Annotated in this window: 18 protein-coding genes and 1 pseudogene; 10 read left to right on the forward strand and 9 right to left on the reverse strand. The window is 56.3% G+C overall.

Translation table 11 applies throughout. The features are described from left to right. Nucleotides 1–25: 25 nt before the first annotated feature. Nucleotides 26–1,153 (forward strand): ribonuclease D, encoded by a 1,128-nt coding sequence (gene rnd / locus M2433_RS00510; protein ID WP_429052165.1) that lies wholly within the window; start codon nt 26–28, stop codon nt 1,151–1,153. Between the two features lie 72 nt (nt 1,154–1,225). Here rnd and minE read toward each other — a convergent pair whose 3' ends face one another. The 3 genes from minE to minC are packed head-to-tail and all read right to left on the reverse strand — an operon-like array spanning nt 1,226 to nt 3,042. Next, a complete protein-coding gene (minE, locus tag M2433_RS00515) occupies nt 1,226–1,495 on the reverse strand; it encodes a cell division topological specificity factor MinE (RefSeq protein WP_008500504.1) in 270 nt (89 codons plus the stop codon). A gap of 3 nt (nt 1,496–1,498) precedes the next feature. Further along, complete coding sequence (gene minD / locus M2433_RS00520; RefSeq protein ID WP_047345831.1) at nt 1,499–2,311, reverse strand: septum site-determining protein MinD; 813 nt, start codon at nt 2,309–2,311, stop codon at nt 1,499–1,501. Nucleotides 2,312–2,334: 23 nt separating this feature from the next. After that, entirely contained in the window at nt 2,335–3,042 is a 708-nt protein-coding gene (minC, locus tag M2433_RS00525) for a septum site-determining protein MinC (RefSeq protein ID WP_059312772.1), read from the reverse strand. Nucleotides 3,043–3,165: 123 nt separating this feature from the next. Here minC and M2433_RS00530 point away from each other — a divergent pair, with 123 nt between their 5' ends. From M2433_RS00530 to M2433_RS00540, 3 genes are all read left to right on the forward strand, one after another. Beyond that, nucleotides 3,166–3,441, forward strand: coding sequence for a YcgL domain-containing protein (locus M2433_RS00530; RefSeq protein WP_429052166.1), 276 nt, complete (start codon nt 3,166–3,168; stop codon nt 3,439–3,441). Nucleotides 3,442–3,488: 47 nt separating this feature from the next. Further along, nucleotides 3,489–4,148 (forward strand): fumarylacetoacetate hydrolase family protein, encoded by a 660-nt coding sequence (locus M2433_RS00535; RefSeq protein ID WP_429052167.1) that lies wholly within the window; start codon nt 3,489–3,491, stop codon nt 4,146–4,148. 93 nt (nt 4,149–4,241) lie between these two features. Continuing rightward, complete coding sequence (locus M2433_RS00540) at nt 4,242–4,682, forward strand: YcgN family cysteine cluster protein (RefSeq protein ID WP_429052169.1); 441 nt, start codon at nt 4,242–4,244, stop codon at nt 4,680–4,682. A 125-nt stretch (nt 4,683–4,807) separates the two neighbouring features. Here M2433_RS00540 and dsbB read toward each other — a convergent pair whose 3' ends face one another. Beyond that, the gene (gene dsbB, locus M2433_RS00545; RefSeq protein WP_429052171.1) at nt 4,808–5,338 is read right to left on the reverse strand and encodes a disulfide bond formation protein DsbB; all 531 of its coding nucleotides are present in this window, start codon (nt 5,336–5,338) and stop codon (nt 4,808–4,810) included. A gap of 143 nt (nt 5,339–5,481) precedes the next feature. Further along, a complete protein-coding gene (gene nhaB / locus M2433_RS00550; RefSeq protein ID WP_429052173.1) occupies nt 5,482–7,020 on the reverse strand; it encodes a Na(+)/H(+) antiporter NhaB in 1,539 nt (512 codons plus the stop codon). A gap of 201 nt (nt 7,021–7,221) precedes the next feature. On the opposite strand from nhaB, the gene fadR reads away from it, so the two are divergent. Then, a complete protein-coding gene (gene fadR, locus M2433_RS00555) occupies nt 7,222–7,941 on the forward strand; it encodes a fatty acid metabolism transcriptional regulator FadR (RefSeq protein WP_059312775.1) in 720 nt (239 codons plus the stop codon). Between the two features lie 109 nt (nt 7,942–8,050). Here fadR and M2433_RS00560 read toward each other — a convergent pair whose 3' ends face one another. After that, nucleotides 8,051–9,583, reverse strand: a complete 1,533-nt coding sequence (locus M2433_RS00560) for a SpoVR family protein (protein ID WP_032658465.1) — start codon at nt 9,581–9,583, stop codon at nt 8,051–8,053. 321 nt (nt 9,584–9,904) lie between these two features. On the opposite strand from M2433_RS00560, the gene M2433_RS00565 reads away from it, so the two are divergent. The 3 genes and pseudogenes from M2433_RS00565 to M2433_RS00575 form a co-directional block, all read left to right on the forward strand. Then, the gene (locus tag M2433_RS00565) at nt 9,905–11,203 is read left to right on the forward strand and encodes a D-amino acid dehydrogenase (protein ID WP_429052175.1); all 1,299 of its coding nucleotides are present in this window, start codon (nt 9,905–9,907) and stop codon (nt 11,201–11,203) included. Nucleotides 11,204–11,212: 9 nt separating this feature from the next. Continuing rightward, nucleotides 11,213–12,283, forward strand: coding sequence for a catabolic alanine racemase DadX (gene dadX, locus M2433_RS00570; RefSeq protein WP_063430649.1), 1,071 nt, complete (start codon nt 11,213–11,215; stop codon nt 12,281–12,283). Beyond that, nucleotides 12,244–12,396: pseudogene (locus tag M2433_RS00575) on the forward strand (hypothetical protein); the annotation flags it as partial. The gene dadX and the pseudogene M2433_RS00575, both read left to right, overlap by 40 nt. Here the strand turns inward: M2433_RS00575 and M2433_RS00580 are convergent. Then, nucleotides 12,328–14,061, reverse strand: a complete 1,734-nt coding sequence (locus tag M2433_RS00580; protein WP_429052178.1) for a potassium/proton antiporter — start codon at nt 14,059–14,061, stop codon at nt 12,328–12,330. The pseudogene M2433_RS00575 and the gene M2433_RS00580 sit on opposite strands and share 69 nt — an antisense overlap. A gap of 97 nt (nt 14,062–14,158) precedes the next feature. Then, nucleotides 14,159–15,073, reverse strand: coding sequence for a muramoyltetrapeptide carboxypeptidase (gene ldcA, locus M2433_RS00585; RefSeq protein WP_429052180.1), 915 nt, complete (start codon nt 15,071–15,073; stop codon nt 14,159–14,161). Nucleotides 15,074–15,180: 107 nt separating this feature from the next. On the opposite strand from ldcA, the gene emtA reads away from it, so the two are divergent. Continuing rightward, complete coding sequence (gene emtA, locus M2433_RS00590) at nt 15,181–15,792, forward strand: membrane-bound lytic murein transglycosylase EmtA (protein ID WP_047345820.1); 612 nt, start codon at nt 15,181–15,183, stop codon at nt 15,790–15,792. A 38-nt stretch (nt 15,793–15,830) separates the two neighbouring features. Here the strand turns inward: emtA and ycgR are convergent, their stop codons facing one another. After that, complete coding sequence (gene ycgR, locus M2433_RS00595) at nt 15,831–16,562, reverse strand: flagellar brake protein YcgR (RefSeq protein ID WP_047345819.1); 732 nt, start codon at nt 16,560–16,562, stop codon at nt 15,831–15,833. A gap of 208 nt (nt 16,563–16,770) precedes the next feature. On the opposite strand from ycgR, the gene M2433_RS00600 reads away from it, so the two are divergent. Further along, the gene (locus M2433_RS00600; protein ID WP_008502662.1) at nt 16,771–17,025 is read left to right on the forward strand and encodes a GlsB/YeaQ/YmgE family stress response membrane protein; all 255 of its coding nucleotides are present in this window, start codon (nt 16,771–16,773) and stop codon (nt 17,023–17,025) included. Nucleotides 17,026–17,096: the final 71 nt, after the last annotated feature.

Consider the following 17,096-nt stretch of genomic DNA (forward strand, 5'->3'; position numbering starts at 1 on the left):
GGGCGCAAACAAAAGAGAACCCGTTTTGAATTACCAGATGATCACGACCAACGACGAGCTGGCTTCGCTGTGCGAAGTGACGCGCGACTTTCCTGCCATTGCCCTGGATACCGAGTTTGTCCGTACCCGGACGTACTATCCTCAGCTGGGTTTGATTCAGATGTTCGACGGTAAACACGTGTCGCTGATTGACCCTCTCGGGATTACCGACTGGGCGCCGATGCGCGATCTGCTGCTCGATACCGCCGTGACGAAATACCTGCACGCAGGCAGTGAAGATCTGGAAGTCTTTCTGAACACCTTCGGCATCATGCCCCAGCCGCTGATTGATACGCAAATCCTCGCGGCATTCAGCAATCGTCCGCTCTCATGGGGCTTTGCCGCCATGGTGGAGGAGTATACGGGCCTGGCGCTGGATAAAAGCGAATCCCGTACCGACTGGCTGGCGCGTCCGCTTACCGAGCGTCAGCTGGAGTATGCGGCAGCTGACGTGTTTTACCTGCTGCCAATTGCAGGACAGCTGATGAAAGAGGCAGAAGCCTCTGGGTGGCTCTCCGCGGCGCTGGACGAGTGTCGCATGACCCAGCAGCGCCGCCAGGAAGTGGTTGACCCGAAAGAGGCCTGGCGCGATATCGGCAACGCCTGGCAGCTGCGTACGCGCCAGCTGGCGTGCCTGCAGCTGTTAGCGGACTGGCGCTTGCGTAAAGCGCGCGAGCGCGATCTGGCCGTGAACTTTGTCGTTCGCGAAGAGCATCTCTGGGCGGTCGCGCGCTATATGCCGGGTAGCCTCGGCGAGCTGGACAGCATTGGGCTTTCGGGCAGTGAGATCCGTTTCCACGGAAAAACCCTGCTGGCGCTGGTCGCAAAGGCGCAGGAATTACCCGACGACGTGCTGCCGGAACCGCTGCTGAATCTGATGGATATGCCGGGCTATCGCAAGGCCTTCAAGGACATTAAAGCGCTGGTGCAGGAAGTCGCAACGGAAAGCAAGCTGAGCGCTGAACTGCTCGCATCACGCCGACAGATTAATCAGCTGCTGAACTGGCACTGGAAGCTGAAGCCGCAGAATGGCGTGCCGGAGATGATGGCGGGATGGCGCGGCGAATTGATGGCCGATCGCCTGAATATGCTGCTGGAAGGTTATCCGAGATAAAAAATATGCCGGGCATAGGCCCGGCGTATCCCCCGGTGGCGCTGCGCTTACCGGGGCTACAAAATCACAAACCTACGGACGCGACTCTTCCGCTTCCGGGAGCGTAACGTTCAGCTCCAGAATCGAAATATCCCCGTCTTTTTGTTCCAGCTGTACCGTGACCATCTCCGGGTCAATCTGCACGTACTTACAGATCACTTCCAGGATGTCCTTGCGCAGCTGCGGCAGGTAGTGAGGCTCGGCGTCGCTACGACGACGCTCCGCTACGATAATTTGCAGACGTTCTTTTGCGATGTTGGCGGTGTTCTTTTTCCGCGAGAGAAAAAAGTCCAGTAATGCCATAACTTATCCTCCGAACAGGCGTTTGAGGAAACCTTTCTTCTCTTCTTCAATGAAGCGGAAAGGACGTTCTTCTCCCAGCAGACGGTCAACGGTATCGGCGTAAGCTTTACCTGCATCTGCCATTGTATCAAGGATCACTGGCTCGCCCTGGTTAGAGGCGCGTAACACGGACTGATCTTCCGGGATGACGCCCACCAGTTTAATGCGCAGGATCTCAAGCACGTCTTCCATGCTCAGCATGTCACCTTTGTTCACGCGGCCCGGATTGTAGCGGGTCAGCAGCAGGTGCTCTTTAATCGGGTCTTCGCCATTTTCCGCACGGCGGGATTTAGAGGCGAGGATCCCCAGAATACGGTCTGAGTCACGCACGGATGAAACTTCAGGGTTAGTGGTGATGATCGCTTCATCTGCGAAGTAGAGCGCCATCAGGGCACCGGTTTCGATGCCGGCAGGGGAGTCGCAAACAATGAAGTCGAACTCCATCTTTTTCAGCTCGTCGAGCACCTTTTCCACCCCTTCACGGGTCAGGGCGTCTTTGTCACGCGTCTGAGAAGCCGGAAGAATGTAGAGGTTGTCGGTGCGCTTGTCTTTAATCATCGCCTGGTTCAGCGTGGCATCGCCCTGAATGACGTTCACGAAGTCATACACGACGCGACGCTCACATCCCATGATGAGGTCGAGGTTACGCAGACCGATATCGAAGTCGATAACGATGGTTTTCTTTCCCTTCTGGGCCAAACCAGTAGCGATGGCCGCGCTGGAGGTGGTCTTGCCAACGCCTCCTTTACCCGAAGTAACAACAATAATGCGTGCCATAGAAATTCCTTGTTAAAAAGGGATCAATTCAACGGTTGAACGGTCAACGCGTCGTCTGCCAGAAGCAGGCGAGCCGCTTTGCCATAAAATTCGGCTGGGATCTTATCGCTCAGCCAATATTCACCTGCGATGGACACCAGTTCCGCCGTCAGGTGAGTACAAAATATTTGCGCATCTCGATCGCCACTTGCACCCGCGAGCGCACGTCCACGCATCATACCGTATACGTGAATATTGCCATCTGCAATCAGCTCAGCGCCAGCACTGACGTGGCTTGTAACAATTAGATCACAGTTTGGTGCATAAATGCGCTGACCGGAACGAACCGGCACATCAATCATTCGCGTTTTTGTGACGGTAGTAACGTTTTGCACCGCAGGAGGGGGCGTTTGCACGGCAACGGGTGCCGCTCGTGGGGCTTTTTCTTTGCCTTCGTTCAGAAGAGGCAGCCCCGCACGGTCAATTTCCGCTTTCAGTTCAGTATCTTTACAACCGCTGATGCCCACAATACGTAGCCCGGTCGAGGAGACGGCCTGCTGGAGAAGTGTCCAGTTAACCGGAGCCTCAAGACCGCTGACGTTGATAACAACAGGGGCGTGTTTCAGAAAGGCGGGAGCCTGGGCGATTTTGTCTTCTAACGCCTGACGAATAACCTCGGGTTTTGCATCATGCAAATGTACCACTGATAAGGTGAAGCTACTGCCTTTAAGCTCGATGGGCGTGTTTGACATCCTGGCCTTACTCAATTTGCTATTAACCGCAACCACTCGCTGCGATATTCCGAAGAGTATCAGGCATGTTATAGTCAGGAGTATATTGAGGCAAGCAACCACCCATTAATTCAGCGTAAAAACATGTTTTGTGTGATCTACAGAAGTACAAGCCGTGACCAGACCTATCTTTATGTCGAAAAGAAAGACGATTTTTCACGCGTGCCTGAAGAATTAATGAAGAGCTTTGGCCGACCACAGCTGGCGATGCTGCTGCCGCTCGATGGTCGCAAGAAGCTGGTTAATGCCGATCTGGATAAAGTGAAAACGGCATTGGCCGACCAAGGCTATTATTTACAGCTTCCACCGCCACCCGAGAATTTATTAAAACAGCATCTTGAGGCGAACGGTAAAAAATAGTCTCAACTGTTTTCGGGCATAACACATCAACCGTTTAGGGGTCGACCATGTATCAACATCATAACTGGCAAGGTGCATTACTGGATTATCCCGTCAGCAAAGTGGTTTGCGTGGGCAGCAACTATGCAAAACACATCCAGGAGATGGGCAGTGCGACGCCAGAAGAGCCGGTCCTGTTCATCAAGCCAGAAACGGCGCTTTGCGATATCCGCCAGCCGCTGGCGCTGCCGCAGGGGCTGGGTTCGGTGCATCACGAGGTTGAACTCGCGGTGCTGATCGGCGCGACGCTGCGTCAGGCCTCGGAAGAGCATGTTCAGAAAGCGATTGCCGGATACGGCGTGGCGCTGGATCTGACCCTGCGTGATGTTCAGGCCAAAATGAAGAAAGCAGGGCAGCCGTGGGAAAAGGCCAAAGGGTTTGATAACTCCTGCCCCATCTCGGCGTTTGTTCCGGTGAGCGAATTCACCAACGACCCGCAGGACACCCCGCTCAGCCTGAAGGTTAACGGCGAGATCCGCCAGCAGGGCTCCACGGCAGATATGATCCATAAGATTGTGCCGCTGATTGCCTACATGAGCCGCTTCTTTACCCTGAAACCGGGTGATGTGATCCTGACCGGTACGCCTGAAGGCGTTGGCCCGCTGCTCAGCGGCGATGAACTGGAGGTCGGGTTTAACGGCCTGTCGCTGAAAACCCGCGTGCTGTAACCCCATCTTGCCGCCTGAAGAGGGCGGCAAAACTTGCAACAACGTGCCAGACTCGTTATAAGGTGCGCTTTCTTTTGACGTGTGGACATCCTGATGAACGACATCCCTTTCTGGCAAAGCAAAACTCTCGACGACATGACTGACGCAGAATGGGAATCATTGTGCGACGGCTGTGGCCAGTGCTGCCTGCACAAGCTGATGGATGAAGATACGGACGAGATCTACTTCACCAACGTTGCCTGCAAGCAGTTAAACATTAAAACCTGCCAGTGCCGCAACTATGAGCGTCGGTTTGAATTTGAGCCGGACTGCATCAAGTTAACCCGGGATAACCTGCCCACCTTCGAATGGTTGCCGCATACCTGCGCGTATCGCCTGCTGGCGGAGGGAAAAGGCCTGCCTGACTGGCACCCGCTGCTGACCGGCTCTAAAGCGGCGATGCACGGCGAGCGTATTTCCGTGCGCCACATTGCGGTGAAAGAGTCCGAGGTGCGTGACTGGGAAGACCACATCCTGAACCACCCGACCCGTTGAGAATAAAAAACCCGCCGAAGCGGGTTTTTTATTGTGTTTGTGCGGCCTGATGCCCTTACCCCAACCCTCTCCCACGGGAGAGGGCGCAAACACTCAAAACGGCAACCGAGGTTGCCGTTTTGCTTTTACCTTCCGAACAGATCGCGTTTCTTCGGCTTAAGCGGCTGAGCAATCAGCACCAGCAGCGCCACGACGAGGTAGGCGGCAAAAATACCCACCAGCCACTGCGGCATCTCCAGGGTCAGGAACTCCCACTGACGAACGGAGCAGTCACCGGATGCAACAAACACCTGCGGCAGCCATTTATCCAGCGGCAGCCAGCTCGGGAAGCGGGCGGCAAAATCACAGGTCATAAACGGTGACGGATGCAGCTGCATCATGGTGTGCTGCCAGGAGAGTTCAAGCCCTTTCCAGGCGCTGTAGATCCAGATGGCGATACCGGCATAGCGAAGCGGTGATTTTGGCGCAATGGCGCCGACCAGGCCTGCACCCATAATGCCGAACAGCGCGCAGCGTTCGTAAATGCACAGCACGCAAGGCTTGAGTCCCATTACGTGCTGGAACCACAGCGCGACCATTTCCAGCGCAAAGGCGGTCAGGGCCATTAGCAACCACGCTCCGCGACCGCGGGAGCACTGGTTTAAAAATCTCAACATAATCATTTCCCTGGAACATGCTTAGAAAGCGCAGTGTAAACGAATTCGTTTTTTGCGCCACCTGTACCTGGCGAAATAAAACGTAATTGGATGTTTATCGTGCGAAAAGGCAAACGGGCAGCGAACTGCCCAAGATGCATTGTTTACTGCGCCGCAAGTATACCCGCTTGTATCAACCATTGCGTACAGGGAATGAGGGTAATTTTGACGCAAAGCAATCCCACGATCGTGAGCACTATCGTATACGGCAGCGCCATCCATACCATCCTGCCGTAGGAAAGGCGTATGAGCGGCGCGAGGGCGGAAGTCAGCAGGAACAGGAAGGCGGCCTGTCCGTTGGGCGTCGCCACCGACGGCAGGTTGGTGCCCGTATTGATAGCCACGGCCAGTAGCTCAAACTGTCCGGCGCTGATGACGCCTTGTTCCATCGCGGCCTTAGCCTCGTTTATATAGACCGTCCCGACAAAGACGTTATCGGAGATTGACGAGAGCAGACCGTTGAACAGATAAAACAGCGTCAGCTGAGCGTCCGGCGCGGCCTGTAAGACAAAGGCAATAATCGGCGCGAACAGGTGCTGGTCGATAATCACGGCCACGACCGCAAAGAACACCGCCAGCAGGGCGGTAAACGGCAGGGCTTCGGTAAAGGCTTTGCCGATAGCGTGCTCATCCGTCACGCCGGTAAAGGTGGTGGCGAGAATAATGACCGACAGGCCAATCAGCCCTACCTCGGCAAGATGGAGCGCCAGCGCCGCGATAAGCCAGACGCCGATAATCCCCTGGGCAATCAGGCGCAGCGTCTCCTGGCGCGTCCGCTGGCTTCGGCTCTGTAAATCGAATTTATGCAGCTCCTGACGCACCGGGTCCGGGAGCTGTGCGCCGTAGCCAAAGAGACGAAACCTCTCCACCAGCAGACAGGTCGCCAGACCGCAGATAAGCACCGGTACGCTCACCGGCGCCATTCTCAGGAAGAAATCACCGAAGTGCCAGCCCGCCGCTTTGGCAATGATCAGGTTTTGCGGCTCGCCCACCATCGTCATCACGCCGCCCAGCGCGGTACCGACGCCGGCATGCATCATCAGGCTGCGCAGGAAGGCGCGAAACTGCTCCAGTACGTCACGGTTATGCGCCTCGACGTGGCTATCATCCTGAAGATCTTCGCCCGGGCGAGAGGAGGCGACACGGTGGTAAATACCGTAGAACCCAACCGCTACGCTTATCACCACCGCGACAACCGTCAGCGCATCCAGGAAGGCCGACAGGAAGGCAGCCGCCAGGCAAAACGCCAGCGAGAGAAACATTTTCGACGGGATGCTGAGCAGCAGACGGGTGAAGATAAACAGCAGCAGCTGCTTCATAAAGTAGATGCCGGCCACCATAAACATCAGCAGCAGAAGCACTTCAAGATTAGACGCCAGCTCTGCTTTGACGTGCTCGGCGCTGGTCATACCGATGACCACGGCTTCAAACGCCAGCAGCCCGCCCGGCAGCAGGGGATAACATTTCAGCGCCATGGCCAGTGTAAAGATAAACTCCGCGACCAGCAGCCATCCGGCAATGAACGGGCTCACGCTAAAGATAAGAGGGTTAACGACCAGGAATACCAGAAGTATCAGTTTGTACCAGTCAGGAGACTGGCCTAAAAAGTTGCGCCACAGCGCGCGCCCAAGAGAAATTTCCACGACAGACGTCCTTCCCCGTCAAGTAAGACAAAACGTCAGTATACGCAAAAATCGCGGCCTGGAGGCGGATAAGGCTCGATTGTAAATTTCATAAAAATGAAACGGCGATCCCTCTTTTCTCTCTTTGCCGCGCTACCTGCCACTGCACGCCTCTGGTATGATGAGTCCAATTTGCTAAAGCTGTGTAATGGAAATCTCACTATGGTCATTAAGGCGCAGAGCCCGGCGGGTTTCGCGGAAGAGTACATCATTGAAAGCATCTGGAATAATCGTTTCCCCGCGGGGTCCATTCTTCCAGCTGAACGCGAACTCTCTGAACTGATTGGCGTCACTCGCACCACGTTGCGCGAAGTGCTCCAGCGGCTGGCGCGTGATGGATGGTTGACGATCCAGCACGGCAAGCCAACGAAAGTAAACAACTTCTGGGAAACCTCGGGGCTGAACATTCTTGAAACGCTGGCGCGTCTCGATCATGAAAGCGTGCCGCAGCTGATTGATAACCTGCTCTCCGTTCGCACCAACATCGCGACGATCTTTATCCGTACCGCTTTCCGTCAGCATCCGGAAGATGCCCTTGCGGTGCTGGCCACGGCGAACGAGGTGGAAGATCACGCTGACGCGTTTGCCACCCTCGATTACAACGTGTTTCGCGGCCTGGCGTTTGCCTCCGGCAACCCGGTGTACGGTCTTATCCTCAACGGCATGAAAGGGCTCTATACCCGCATCGGCCGCCACTACTTTGCTAATCCGGAAGCGCGTAGCCTGGCGCTGGGCTTCTACCACAGGCTGAGCAAGCTCTGTACCGAAGGCCTGCACGATCAGGTTTATGAAACGGTGCGCCGCTACGGTCACGATTCCGGTGAAATCTGGCACCGTATGCAGAAAACGCTGCCGGGTGATTTGGCGATTCAGAGTCGCTGAAACAAAAAACCTCTCATATGAGAGGTTTTTTTTCGCCCGGTGGCGCTTCGCTTACCGGGCCTACAAAACCCGTAGGCCGGGTAAGGCGTAGCCGCCACCCGGCAAAAAACTACAGCGTATTCAACCGCGCCGGGCAGCGTTCCAGCAGCTCGACGCTCCCGTCTTCATTCTGCTGCTCCAGCTGTACGTCAAAGCCCCACAGCCGATGCACATGCTTCAGCACCTCTTTACGCCCTTTATCCAGCGGCGCGCGGTTGTGCGGGATATAGCGCAGCGTCAGGGAGCGGTCACCGCGCAAATCCACGTTCCACACCTGAATATTGGGCTCAAGGTTGCTCAGGTTGTACTGGGAAGAGAGACGAGAGCGGATCTCACGGTATCCCTCCTCGTTATGGATCGCAGAAATCTCCAGATAGTTGTTTCGGTCATCGTCCAGCACGGTGAAGAAGCGGAAATCACGCATGATCTTCGGTGACATAAACTGGCTGATAAAGCTCTCATCCTTGAAGTCACGCATCGCAAAATGCAGCGTTTCCAGCCAGTCGGAGCCGGCGATATCCGGGAACCAGTACCTGTCTTCTTCCGTCGGCGACTGGCAGATACGTTTGATGTCCTGGAACATGGCAAAGCCAAGCGCATACGGGTTAATCCCGCTGTACCACGGGCTGTTGTAGGGCGGCTGGAACACCACGTTGGTATGGCTGTGGAGGAATTCCATCATGAACCGCTCGGTGACTTTCCCCTCATCGTACAGATGGTTGAGAATGGTGTAATGCCAGAACGTTGCCCAGCCTTCGTTCATCACCTGCGTCTGCTTTTGCGGGTAAAAATACTGGCTCACCTTGCGCACGATGCGCAGGATCTCACGCTGCCACGGCTCCAGCAGCGGGGCGTTCTTCTCCATAAAATAGAGCAGGTTTTCCTGCGGCTCGGACGGATAGCGACGCGCTTCGGCGATCGTTTTTTCCTCCTCACGCTTAGGCAGGGTACGCCACAGCATGTTCACCTGGCTTTGCAGATACTCTTCGCGGCTTTTCTGCCGGGCTTTCTCCTCCTGCAGGGAGATCTTCTGCGGGCGTTTGTAGCGGTCAACGCCGTAGTTCATTAGCGCATGGCAGGAGTCGAGCAGTTTTTCCACTTCGTCCACGCCGTAGCGCTCTTCACAGTCGGTAATGTATTTACGGGCGAAGATGAGGTAATCGACGATGGAGCTGGCGTCGGTCCAGCTGCGGAACAGGTAGTTATTCTTGAAAAAGGAGTTGTGCCCGTAGCAGGCGTGCGCCATCACCAGCGCCTGCATGGTAATGGTGTTCTCTTCCATTAAATAGGCGATGCACGGGTTGGAGTTAATGACAATCTCGTACGCCAGCCCCTGCTGGCCGTGCTTGTACAGCCGCTCGGTTTCAATAAATTTTTTACCAAACGACCAGTGCGGATAGTTAATCGGCATCCCGACGCTGGAGTAGGCGTCCATCATCTGTTCGGACGTGATGACTTCAATCTGATGGGGATAGGTATCCAGACGATAGAGTTTTGCGACCCGGTCGATTTCGGCGAGGTAGACATCCAGCAGCTCGAAGGTCCAGTCGGGTCCATCGCTCAGACGTGTGTTGTCCTTGTTCAGGGAATCAATAGTAGCCATTAGCGCGCCCTCGTTGTGGGTGCTCTCTCTGTCTGGAGAGCCTCCTTTCAAGCATAGATCAACGTGTTAAAAAGCGTGCTGGGGCAGAAATTTTTTCTTTGCGATTTCGCGTTTTTGATACGGCAAAAAAACGGTGTCCCTCAGCATATTATGCTGGTTAAAAATAACGCGCAGCAGGAGATCCCAAATTAGCGCTATCCCCTGATGCTGGGGGATGTGTGAGGTAAGTCACCATAAAAAAGTCATATGTTGAATAATATTTTCAACTAGGTTATCAATCTGTAATTAGAAGATTGTTCTTTTGCACATTATGGAGTGGCTATGCGTGTTGTCATACTGGGAAGTGGAGTCGTTGGCGTAACCAGCGCCTGGTATTTAAGTCAGGCGGGACATGACGTAACCGTTATCGATCGTGAGCCAGGCCCTGCGCTGGAAACCAGCGCGGCGAACGCCGGGCAAATCTCTCCGGGCTACGCGGCACCGTGGGCTGCGCCGGGTGTTCCGCTGAAAGCGATTAAGTGGATGTTCCAGCGCCACGCGCCGCTGGCCATCAGCCTTGACGGCACGCAGTTCCAGCTGAAGTGGATGTGGCAGATGCTGCGCAACTGCGACACCCGCCACTACATGGAAAACAAAGGGCGCATGGTGCGCCTTGCGGAATACAGCCGCGACTGTCTGAAAGCGCTGCGCGCATCGACCGGAATTGAGTACGAGGGCCGGCAGGGCGGGACGTTACAGCTGTTCCGCACCGAGCAGCAGTACGAAAATGCGACCCGCGATATCGCCGTGCTGGAAGATGCCGGCGTGCCGTATCAGCTGCTGGAAGCCAGTCAGTTAGGGCAGGTTGAACCGGCCCTGGCGGAAGTGGCGCATAAGCTGACGGGCGGCCTGCGCCTGCCGAATGACGAAACCGGCGACTGCCAGCTCTTCACTCAGCGTCTGGCGCAGATGTGCGAGCAGGCCGGGGTGAAATTCCGCTTTAACACCTCCGTCGACAAGCTGCTGTCGGAAGGGGAAAAAATTTACGGCGTGAAGTGTGGCGAAGAGGTGATCAAAGCGGATGCCTACGTCATGGCGTTTGGTTCGTACTCAACCGTGATGCTGAAAGGCATTCTCGATATTCCGGTTTACCCGCTGAAGGGGTACTCGCTGACCATTCCGGTGAAAGAGGAGAGCGGCGCGCCCGTGTCGACCATTCTGGATGAGACCTACAAAATCGCCATTACCCGCTTCGATAACCGCATCCGCGTAGGCGGCATGGCGGAGATTGTCGGCTTCAACACCGAGCTGCTGCAGCCGCGTCGTGAAACGCTGGAAATGGTGGTAGGGGACCTCTTCCCGCGCGGTGGTTTCGTTGAACAGGCGACCTTCTGGACCGGTCTGCGCCCAATGACGCCAGACGGCACGCCGATTGTCGGACGCACGCCTTATAAAAATCTGTGGACCAATACCGGACACGGTACGCTTGGCTGGACGATGGCCTGCGGGTCCGGCCAGCTGCTGAGCGATCTGATTTCCGGGCGCACCCCGGCAATTCCGTTTGACGATTTAAGTGCCGCGCGCTATCAATCGGGGTTTACGCCTTCGCGTCCACAGCACCTGCACGGCGCGCATAACTGAGGAGTTGTCATGTCCCGTCCTGTTCTGGCCCAGCTGAACCTGCAGGCCCTGAAGGATAACCTGCAAATTGTTCGCCGGGCAGCGCCTGGTGCGCGCGTCTGGTCGGTGGTGAAAGCGAATGCCTACGGCCACGGTATTGACCGTATCTGGAGCGCGCTGAGCGCGACCGATGGCTTTGCGTTACTGAATCTGGAAGAGGCCATTCTGCTGCGCGAGCGCGGCTGGAAAGGGCCCATCCTGCTGCTGGAGGGGTTCTTCCACGCCGACGATCTGCCGCTGCTGGACAAGTACCGGCTGACCACCAGCGTTCACAGCAACTGGCAGATTAAGGCGATTCAGGATGCGAAGCTTCATGCTCCGCTGGATATCTATCTTAAGGTCAACAGCGGCATGAATCGCCTGGGCTTCCAGCCCGAGCGGGTACATACGGTCTGGCAGCAGCTGCGCGCCCTGAAGAACGTGGGTGAAATGACGCTGATGGCGCATTTTGCCGACGCGGAAAAACCGGACGGTATTGCCGATGCCATGGTGCGCATTGAGCAGGCGGCAGAAGGGCTGGATTGCCCGCGCTCGCTGTCGAACTCGGCGGCCACGCTGTGGCATCCCGAAGCACACTATAACTGGGTGCGTCCGGGGATTGTCCTGTACGGCGCGTCGCCCTCAGGCCAGTGGCAGGATATTGCCAACAGCGGCTTGAAGCCGGTAATGACCCTGCGCAGCGAAATCATTGGCGTACAGACCCTGAAGGCCGGTGACGCGGTGGGCTACGGCAGCCGCTACCGGGCAGCGGGCGAGCAGCGCATCGGTATCGTGGCGGGCGGCTACGCTGATGGCTACCCGCGCATCGCGCCGACCGGTACGCCGGTCCTGGTGGATGGCGTGCGCACCGGAACGGTGGGCACGGTATCTATGGATATGCTGGCCGTTGACCTGACGCCATGCCCGCAGGCGGGCATTGGCTCACCTGTTGAGCTGTGGGGTAACGAAATCAAAATTGATGACGTGGCTGCCGCGGCGGGGACGGTAGGGTATGAACTGATGTGCGCGCTGGCACCGAGAGTGCCGGTTGTGACGGTGTAACTTTTGTGTGCCGGGTGGCGCTAGCGCCACCCGGCAAAGAACCGCTACTCCACGTCCTCTTCCCTCGGCCTCAACCCCACCTTCCGTACCGCGTTATCTTCTTTTTCAGCAACCGTCCAGATCATCCCGGCAAACTCCACCTGGTCTCCCACTACCGGTGCAGCGCCGAGACGCTGCTGGATGATTTCGCCAAGCGTCTGCTGGTTATCACCGTCTTCAGCTCCCTCATCCAGACCGTAAATCAGCGCCACATCCGCAAACCTGGCACTCGCTTCCAGAATAAAATCGCCGAAGAAACGCTGGTCCAGCGCCACCGGCGGCGACTGGCTGAACAGCTTGCCCAGCGCGGGAAGGTCGCGCTCGCGGCCAATCACGCACAGAATATCCCCTTCGCGCAGGCGGGTGCTGCCGGTAGGGTGTAGCAGGACATTGTCGCGGAACAGGGCGGCAATGCGCGTCTCGGCCGGCATGTGCAAATCGCGCAGCGAGGCCCCCACGCACCATTTGTCGGCGCTCAGCTGATACACGAGCTGCTCCCACGGGTTTTCAGGGTGAATGTCGAGCCCCACGCGGGACACCGGCCAGCCCACGGGAGGAACCACCACTTTGGCTTTTTTTGCCGCCCATCCGAGCGACGTGCCCTGGAAGAGCAGCGAAATCAGCACCACGAAGAACGCCACGTTAAAGAACAGCCGCGCGTTATCCAGACCGGCCATCATCGGGAAGACCGCAAGGATAATCGGCACCGCGCCGCGCAGGCCCACCCAGCTGATAAAGATGCGCTCGCGCAGGTTGAAGCCGCGAAACGGCAGCAGACCTGCAAACACCGACAGCGGACGGGCGAAGAAGATCATCCATGCAGACAGCAGCAGCGCCGGAATGGCGATCGGCAACAGGTCCGATGGCGTAACCAGAAGCCCCAGAACCAGGAACATGCCGATTTGTGCCAGCCACGCCAGGCCGTCGAAGTTCTGCAAGATGGCATGGCGGTTGCGAATAGGGCGGTTGCCCATCAGGAACCCGCAGAGATAAACGGCGAGGATACCGCTGCCGTCCAGCGCCGTGGTCACGGCAAAAATAAGAATGCCGCCGCTCAGCGCCAGCAGCGGGTAAAGCCCCAGAGGCAGCGATATGCGGTTGATTGTCTGCTGTAGCAGATACCCTCCCGCCAGGCCGATGAGGATCCCCAGGCCGAACTGCTGCAGGATATGCCAGGCAAACATCCAGCTCAGCCCTGTTTCGTGCTGCTGAATCATCTCGATAAGCGTGATGGTCAGGAACACCGCCATCGGATCGTTACTGCCGGATTCAATCTCAAGCGTGGAGCCCACGCGTTCGTTAAGCCCTTTCCCGCCGAGCAGGGAAAACACGGCTGCCGCATCGGTTGAGCCCACGATAGCGCCAATCAGCAAGCCTTCCATAATATTAAGATGGAAGAGCCACGCGGCCATCATCCCGGTGAGGCCAGAGGTAATCAATACGCCGACCGTGGCGAGCGACAGCGCGGGCCCCAGGGCAACGCGAAAGGAGCTCGCCTGGGTGCGCATGCCGCCGTCAAGCAGGATCACGGCCAGCGCGAGGTTACTCACCATGTACGCGAACGGGTAGTTGTCGAAGGGGATACCGCCGATGCCATCAATGCCGGCCAGCATGCCGATGGCAAGAAAAATAACAAGAATAGGTATGCCGAGACGCGATGAAAATGAACTTAATAAAATACTGCTGGTTACAAGGACCGAACCCAAAATGAAAAGGCTGATTATCGCTGCGGCATCCAATGTTCTCTTACTCCCACCTCAATGTTAACGCTGTTACTAAAACCCTAACATATTAACGACGGCAACAGCGTTTTATTAAGCGGGTATAACGGCTTTTTTATGCCTTTATGACAGGATGGCCGCTGAGGGTTAGCCTGCTGCCCGAATCATTATGGATCAGCGAGGCGTGCGCGCCCAGCGCCAGGGTGACTGTTTGCTGCTCATGACCGAAATCCAGGCCGGTGATCACCGGAATATCCAGCCGCGAGCGAACGAAATCGACCATGGTTTCAAGGGTGTAACCCGCGTCATAATCATTTGGCGCAGAGCCGCTAAAGCTGCCCAGCACAATCGCGGACTGGCGCTCAAGAATACCGGCATGATAAAGCTGCAATAGCATGCGCTCGACGCGGAACGGATGTTCGTTGATATCTTCCAGCACCAGAATGCCGTCCTCGATGTGCGGCATCCACGGTGTTCCAATGAGCGAGACCAGCATCGCCAGGTTGCCGCCCCAGAGCTGGCCTTCGCACTCCCAGTGAGGCCCATTCCCCTGCCACTCCACGCTGTAGGTTGAATTGCGCAGCGCGCGCCAGAAATGTTCCACGGTAAACGTATCCAGCTCCGGCGCGCCGAAGTTGCCGGCCAGCATCGGGCCGCTGAAGGTGATGACGTTATGCAGGGCCAGCAGCCCAAGCTGGATGACGGTGAAATCGCTGTGGCCGCAAATCAGCAGCGGATCCTGCTGCTGGCGCTGCGCCAGACCCTGCCAGTCAATGCTCTCCAGCAGCCGGCTCGCGCCATATCCGCCGCGCACCGCCAGAACGATCTGGTTTTCACCCTTCAGGTTCACCAGGCTATTGATATCATTCAGCCTCTGCGCTTCAGTGCCGGCAAAGCGCTGCTGGCGGCGGGGGATAATCGTCTGATTTTCTACCTGATGGCCGAAGTCCAGCAAACGCTGAACGCCCCGCTGCGCCGCGTCCTGGTTAATGCAATAGCCCGACGGCGCGATGAGATGAAACTGAGACATGGCAATTCCTTGCTGAATGAGAAACTAATTGTCTATATCATGCCGCTTAAACGCCGCCTGCTTCAAGGGGCGGCGCACTGCGATGACCGGCTATAAGGATAGATGACGTGAAATTGAGATGGTTTGCTTTTTTGATTGTGTTGCTCGCTGGCTGTAGTTCAAAGCATGATTATCAAAATCCGCCCTGGAACCCTGAAGTGCCGGTAAAGCGGGCCATGCAGTGGATGCCGATCAGTGAACAGGCCGGAAAGGCCTGGGGTGTCAGTCCGCGTCTGATAACGGCGATTATTGCGGTCGAGTCCGGCGGTAATCCCACGCTTGTCAGCAAGTCCAACGCCGTCGGGCTGATGCAGCTTAAAGCGTCAACGGCGGGGAGAGAGGTTTACCGCTACATGGGCTGGAGCGGCCAGCCGTCGACTAGCGAGCTGAAGAACCCGGAACGCAACATTTCAATGGGTACAGCCTATCTGAGCATTATGGAGCATGGCGTGCTGAAGGGGATTGAGGACCCGGAGGTGATGCAGTACGCGCTGGTGGTCTCTTACGTTAACGGTGCCGGCGCGTTGCTCAGAACCTTCTCCTCTGACCGCAAAGAGGCGATAGAAGAGATTAACGGCATGGACAAAGATGAGTTCTTTGAGCATGTTGCGAAAAATCACCCGGCACCACAGGCGCCTCGTTATATCTGGAAAGTACAGAAAGCGATGGATGCCATGTAATGCCGCAGACGGGCGGCGGTCACGCTGCCCGATTTTCCCTACAGAACTTTGTTTGCGCGTTCGCGCGCTTCCCGCTCCAGCGAATAGATAATGCGCTGAAGTTCACGCTCTGCACCGGGTCCGACGTTCAGGAAACGGAAACTCAGGCGCGGCGTGGTGATGGTTTCATTTTTGCTGTCCACGACGGTGCGATCGCTGATGGCAATCAGCTGTGCATCGAAATAAAAACGCCCCCAGCCCCCCATATCCAGCTCGATTTGCGTAAACCGCATGCCTTCTACCAGTCCGTCAGGTTTCGGCGTATCCATCAGCGCGCCCATGCCGCCCAGAGACAGATCGAAGAGGCGAAAGCGGATCTCCTTTTTGTCCGGCATTTTGGCCTTGCAAAAATAGGCGGGGTGAAGCGGGGCGCTGATGCGGAAATATTCACGGCGCTGGACAAACCAGAGATTGGTGGGAAGCGGAGTGGCAAAAGCCGGGAGTCCCTGGTATTCGCTCAGTTCCAGCCGCGACAGGACAAACTCCACTTTAGCACCCTGCGTTTCGGCCATCACTGCGACGTTCTCCGCTTTCAGCGCCGCGCGGTTTTCATGCTCCTGGCTGCCTAAATCAATCACCAGCCGCTCCTGCGAGGCGTCAAGGATCTTGCTGATGAACTGATTATTCGACCAGCTGATGCGCAGCGGCACTTCGCCTTTTTGCAGGTCGCGTAACACCCCTAATACAGCCAGCGGATTTTGCTTGAGGAACTGCTCACTGTAATGACTCACGCCGGATGGCTCCTTGATTGATGACAGACTGTCTTAGCGTTATCGGCAATCTGCAATGAAACTTAATACAAACCGGTGAGTTTTTTTTGCCTGTTCAGGCAAAGATAAGTCGGTGAGATGAAAATGATTTTCCGGCGATGACCTATACTTACGTTAGCTGTGCAGAAGGTTTTCTGCACATGCGTTAAACCTGCAAGAGGGCATCGCTATGGGTATCATCGCCTGGATTATCTTTGGTCTTATCGCTGGCGCTATCGCTAAATTGATCATGCCGGGAAACGATGGCGGCGGCTTTATTTTGACCTGTGTACTCGGGGTCGTTGGTGCGGTTGTGGGCGGCTGGCTGGCGACGATGTTTGGCTTTGGAGGCAACATAAGTGGTTTTGACCTGCACAGTTTCCTGGTCGCTGTCGTGGGTGCCATTGTTGTGTTGGGCATATTCAGGTTACTGCGACGAGCATAAAATGACATAAACGGCTCTCTGCGGAGGGCCGTTTTTTTATATGAATATTGATTTGCTAATCGAAATGATAA

Source organism: Enterobacter sp. AC1, assembly GCF_050434705.1.
Lineage (GTDB): Bacteria > Pseudomonadota > Gammaproteobacteria > Enterobacterales > Enterobacteriaceae > Enterobacter > Enterobacter cloacae_L.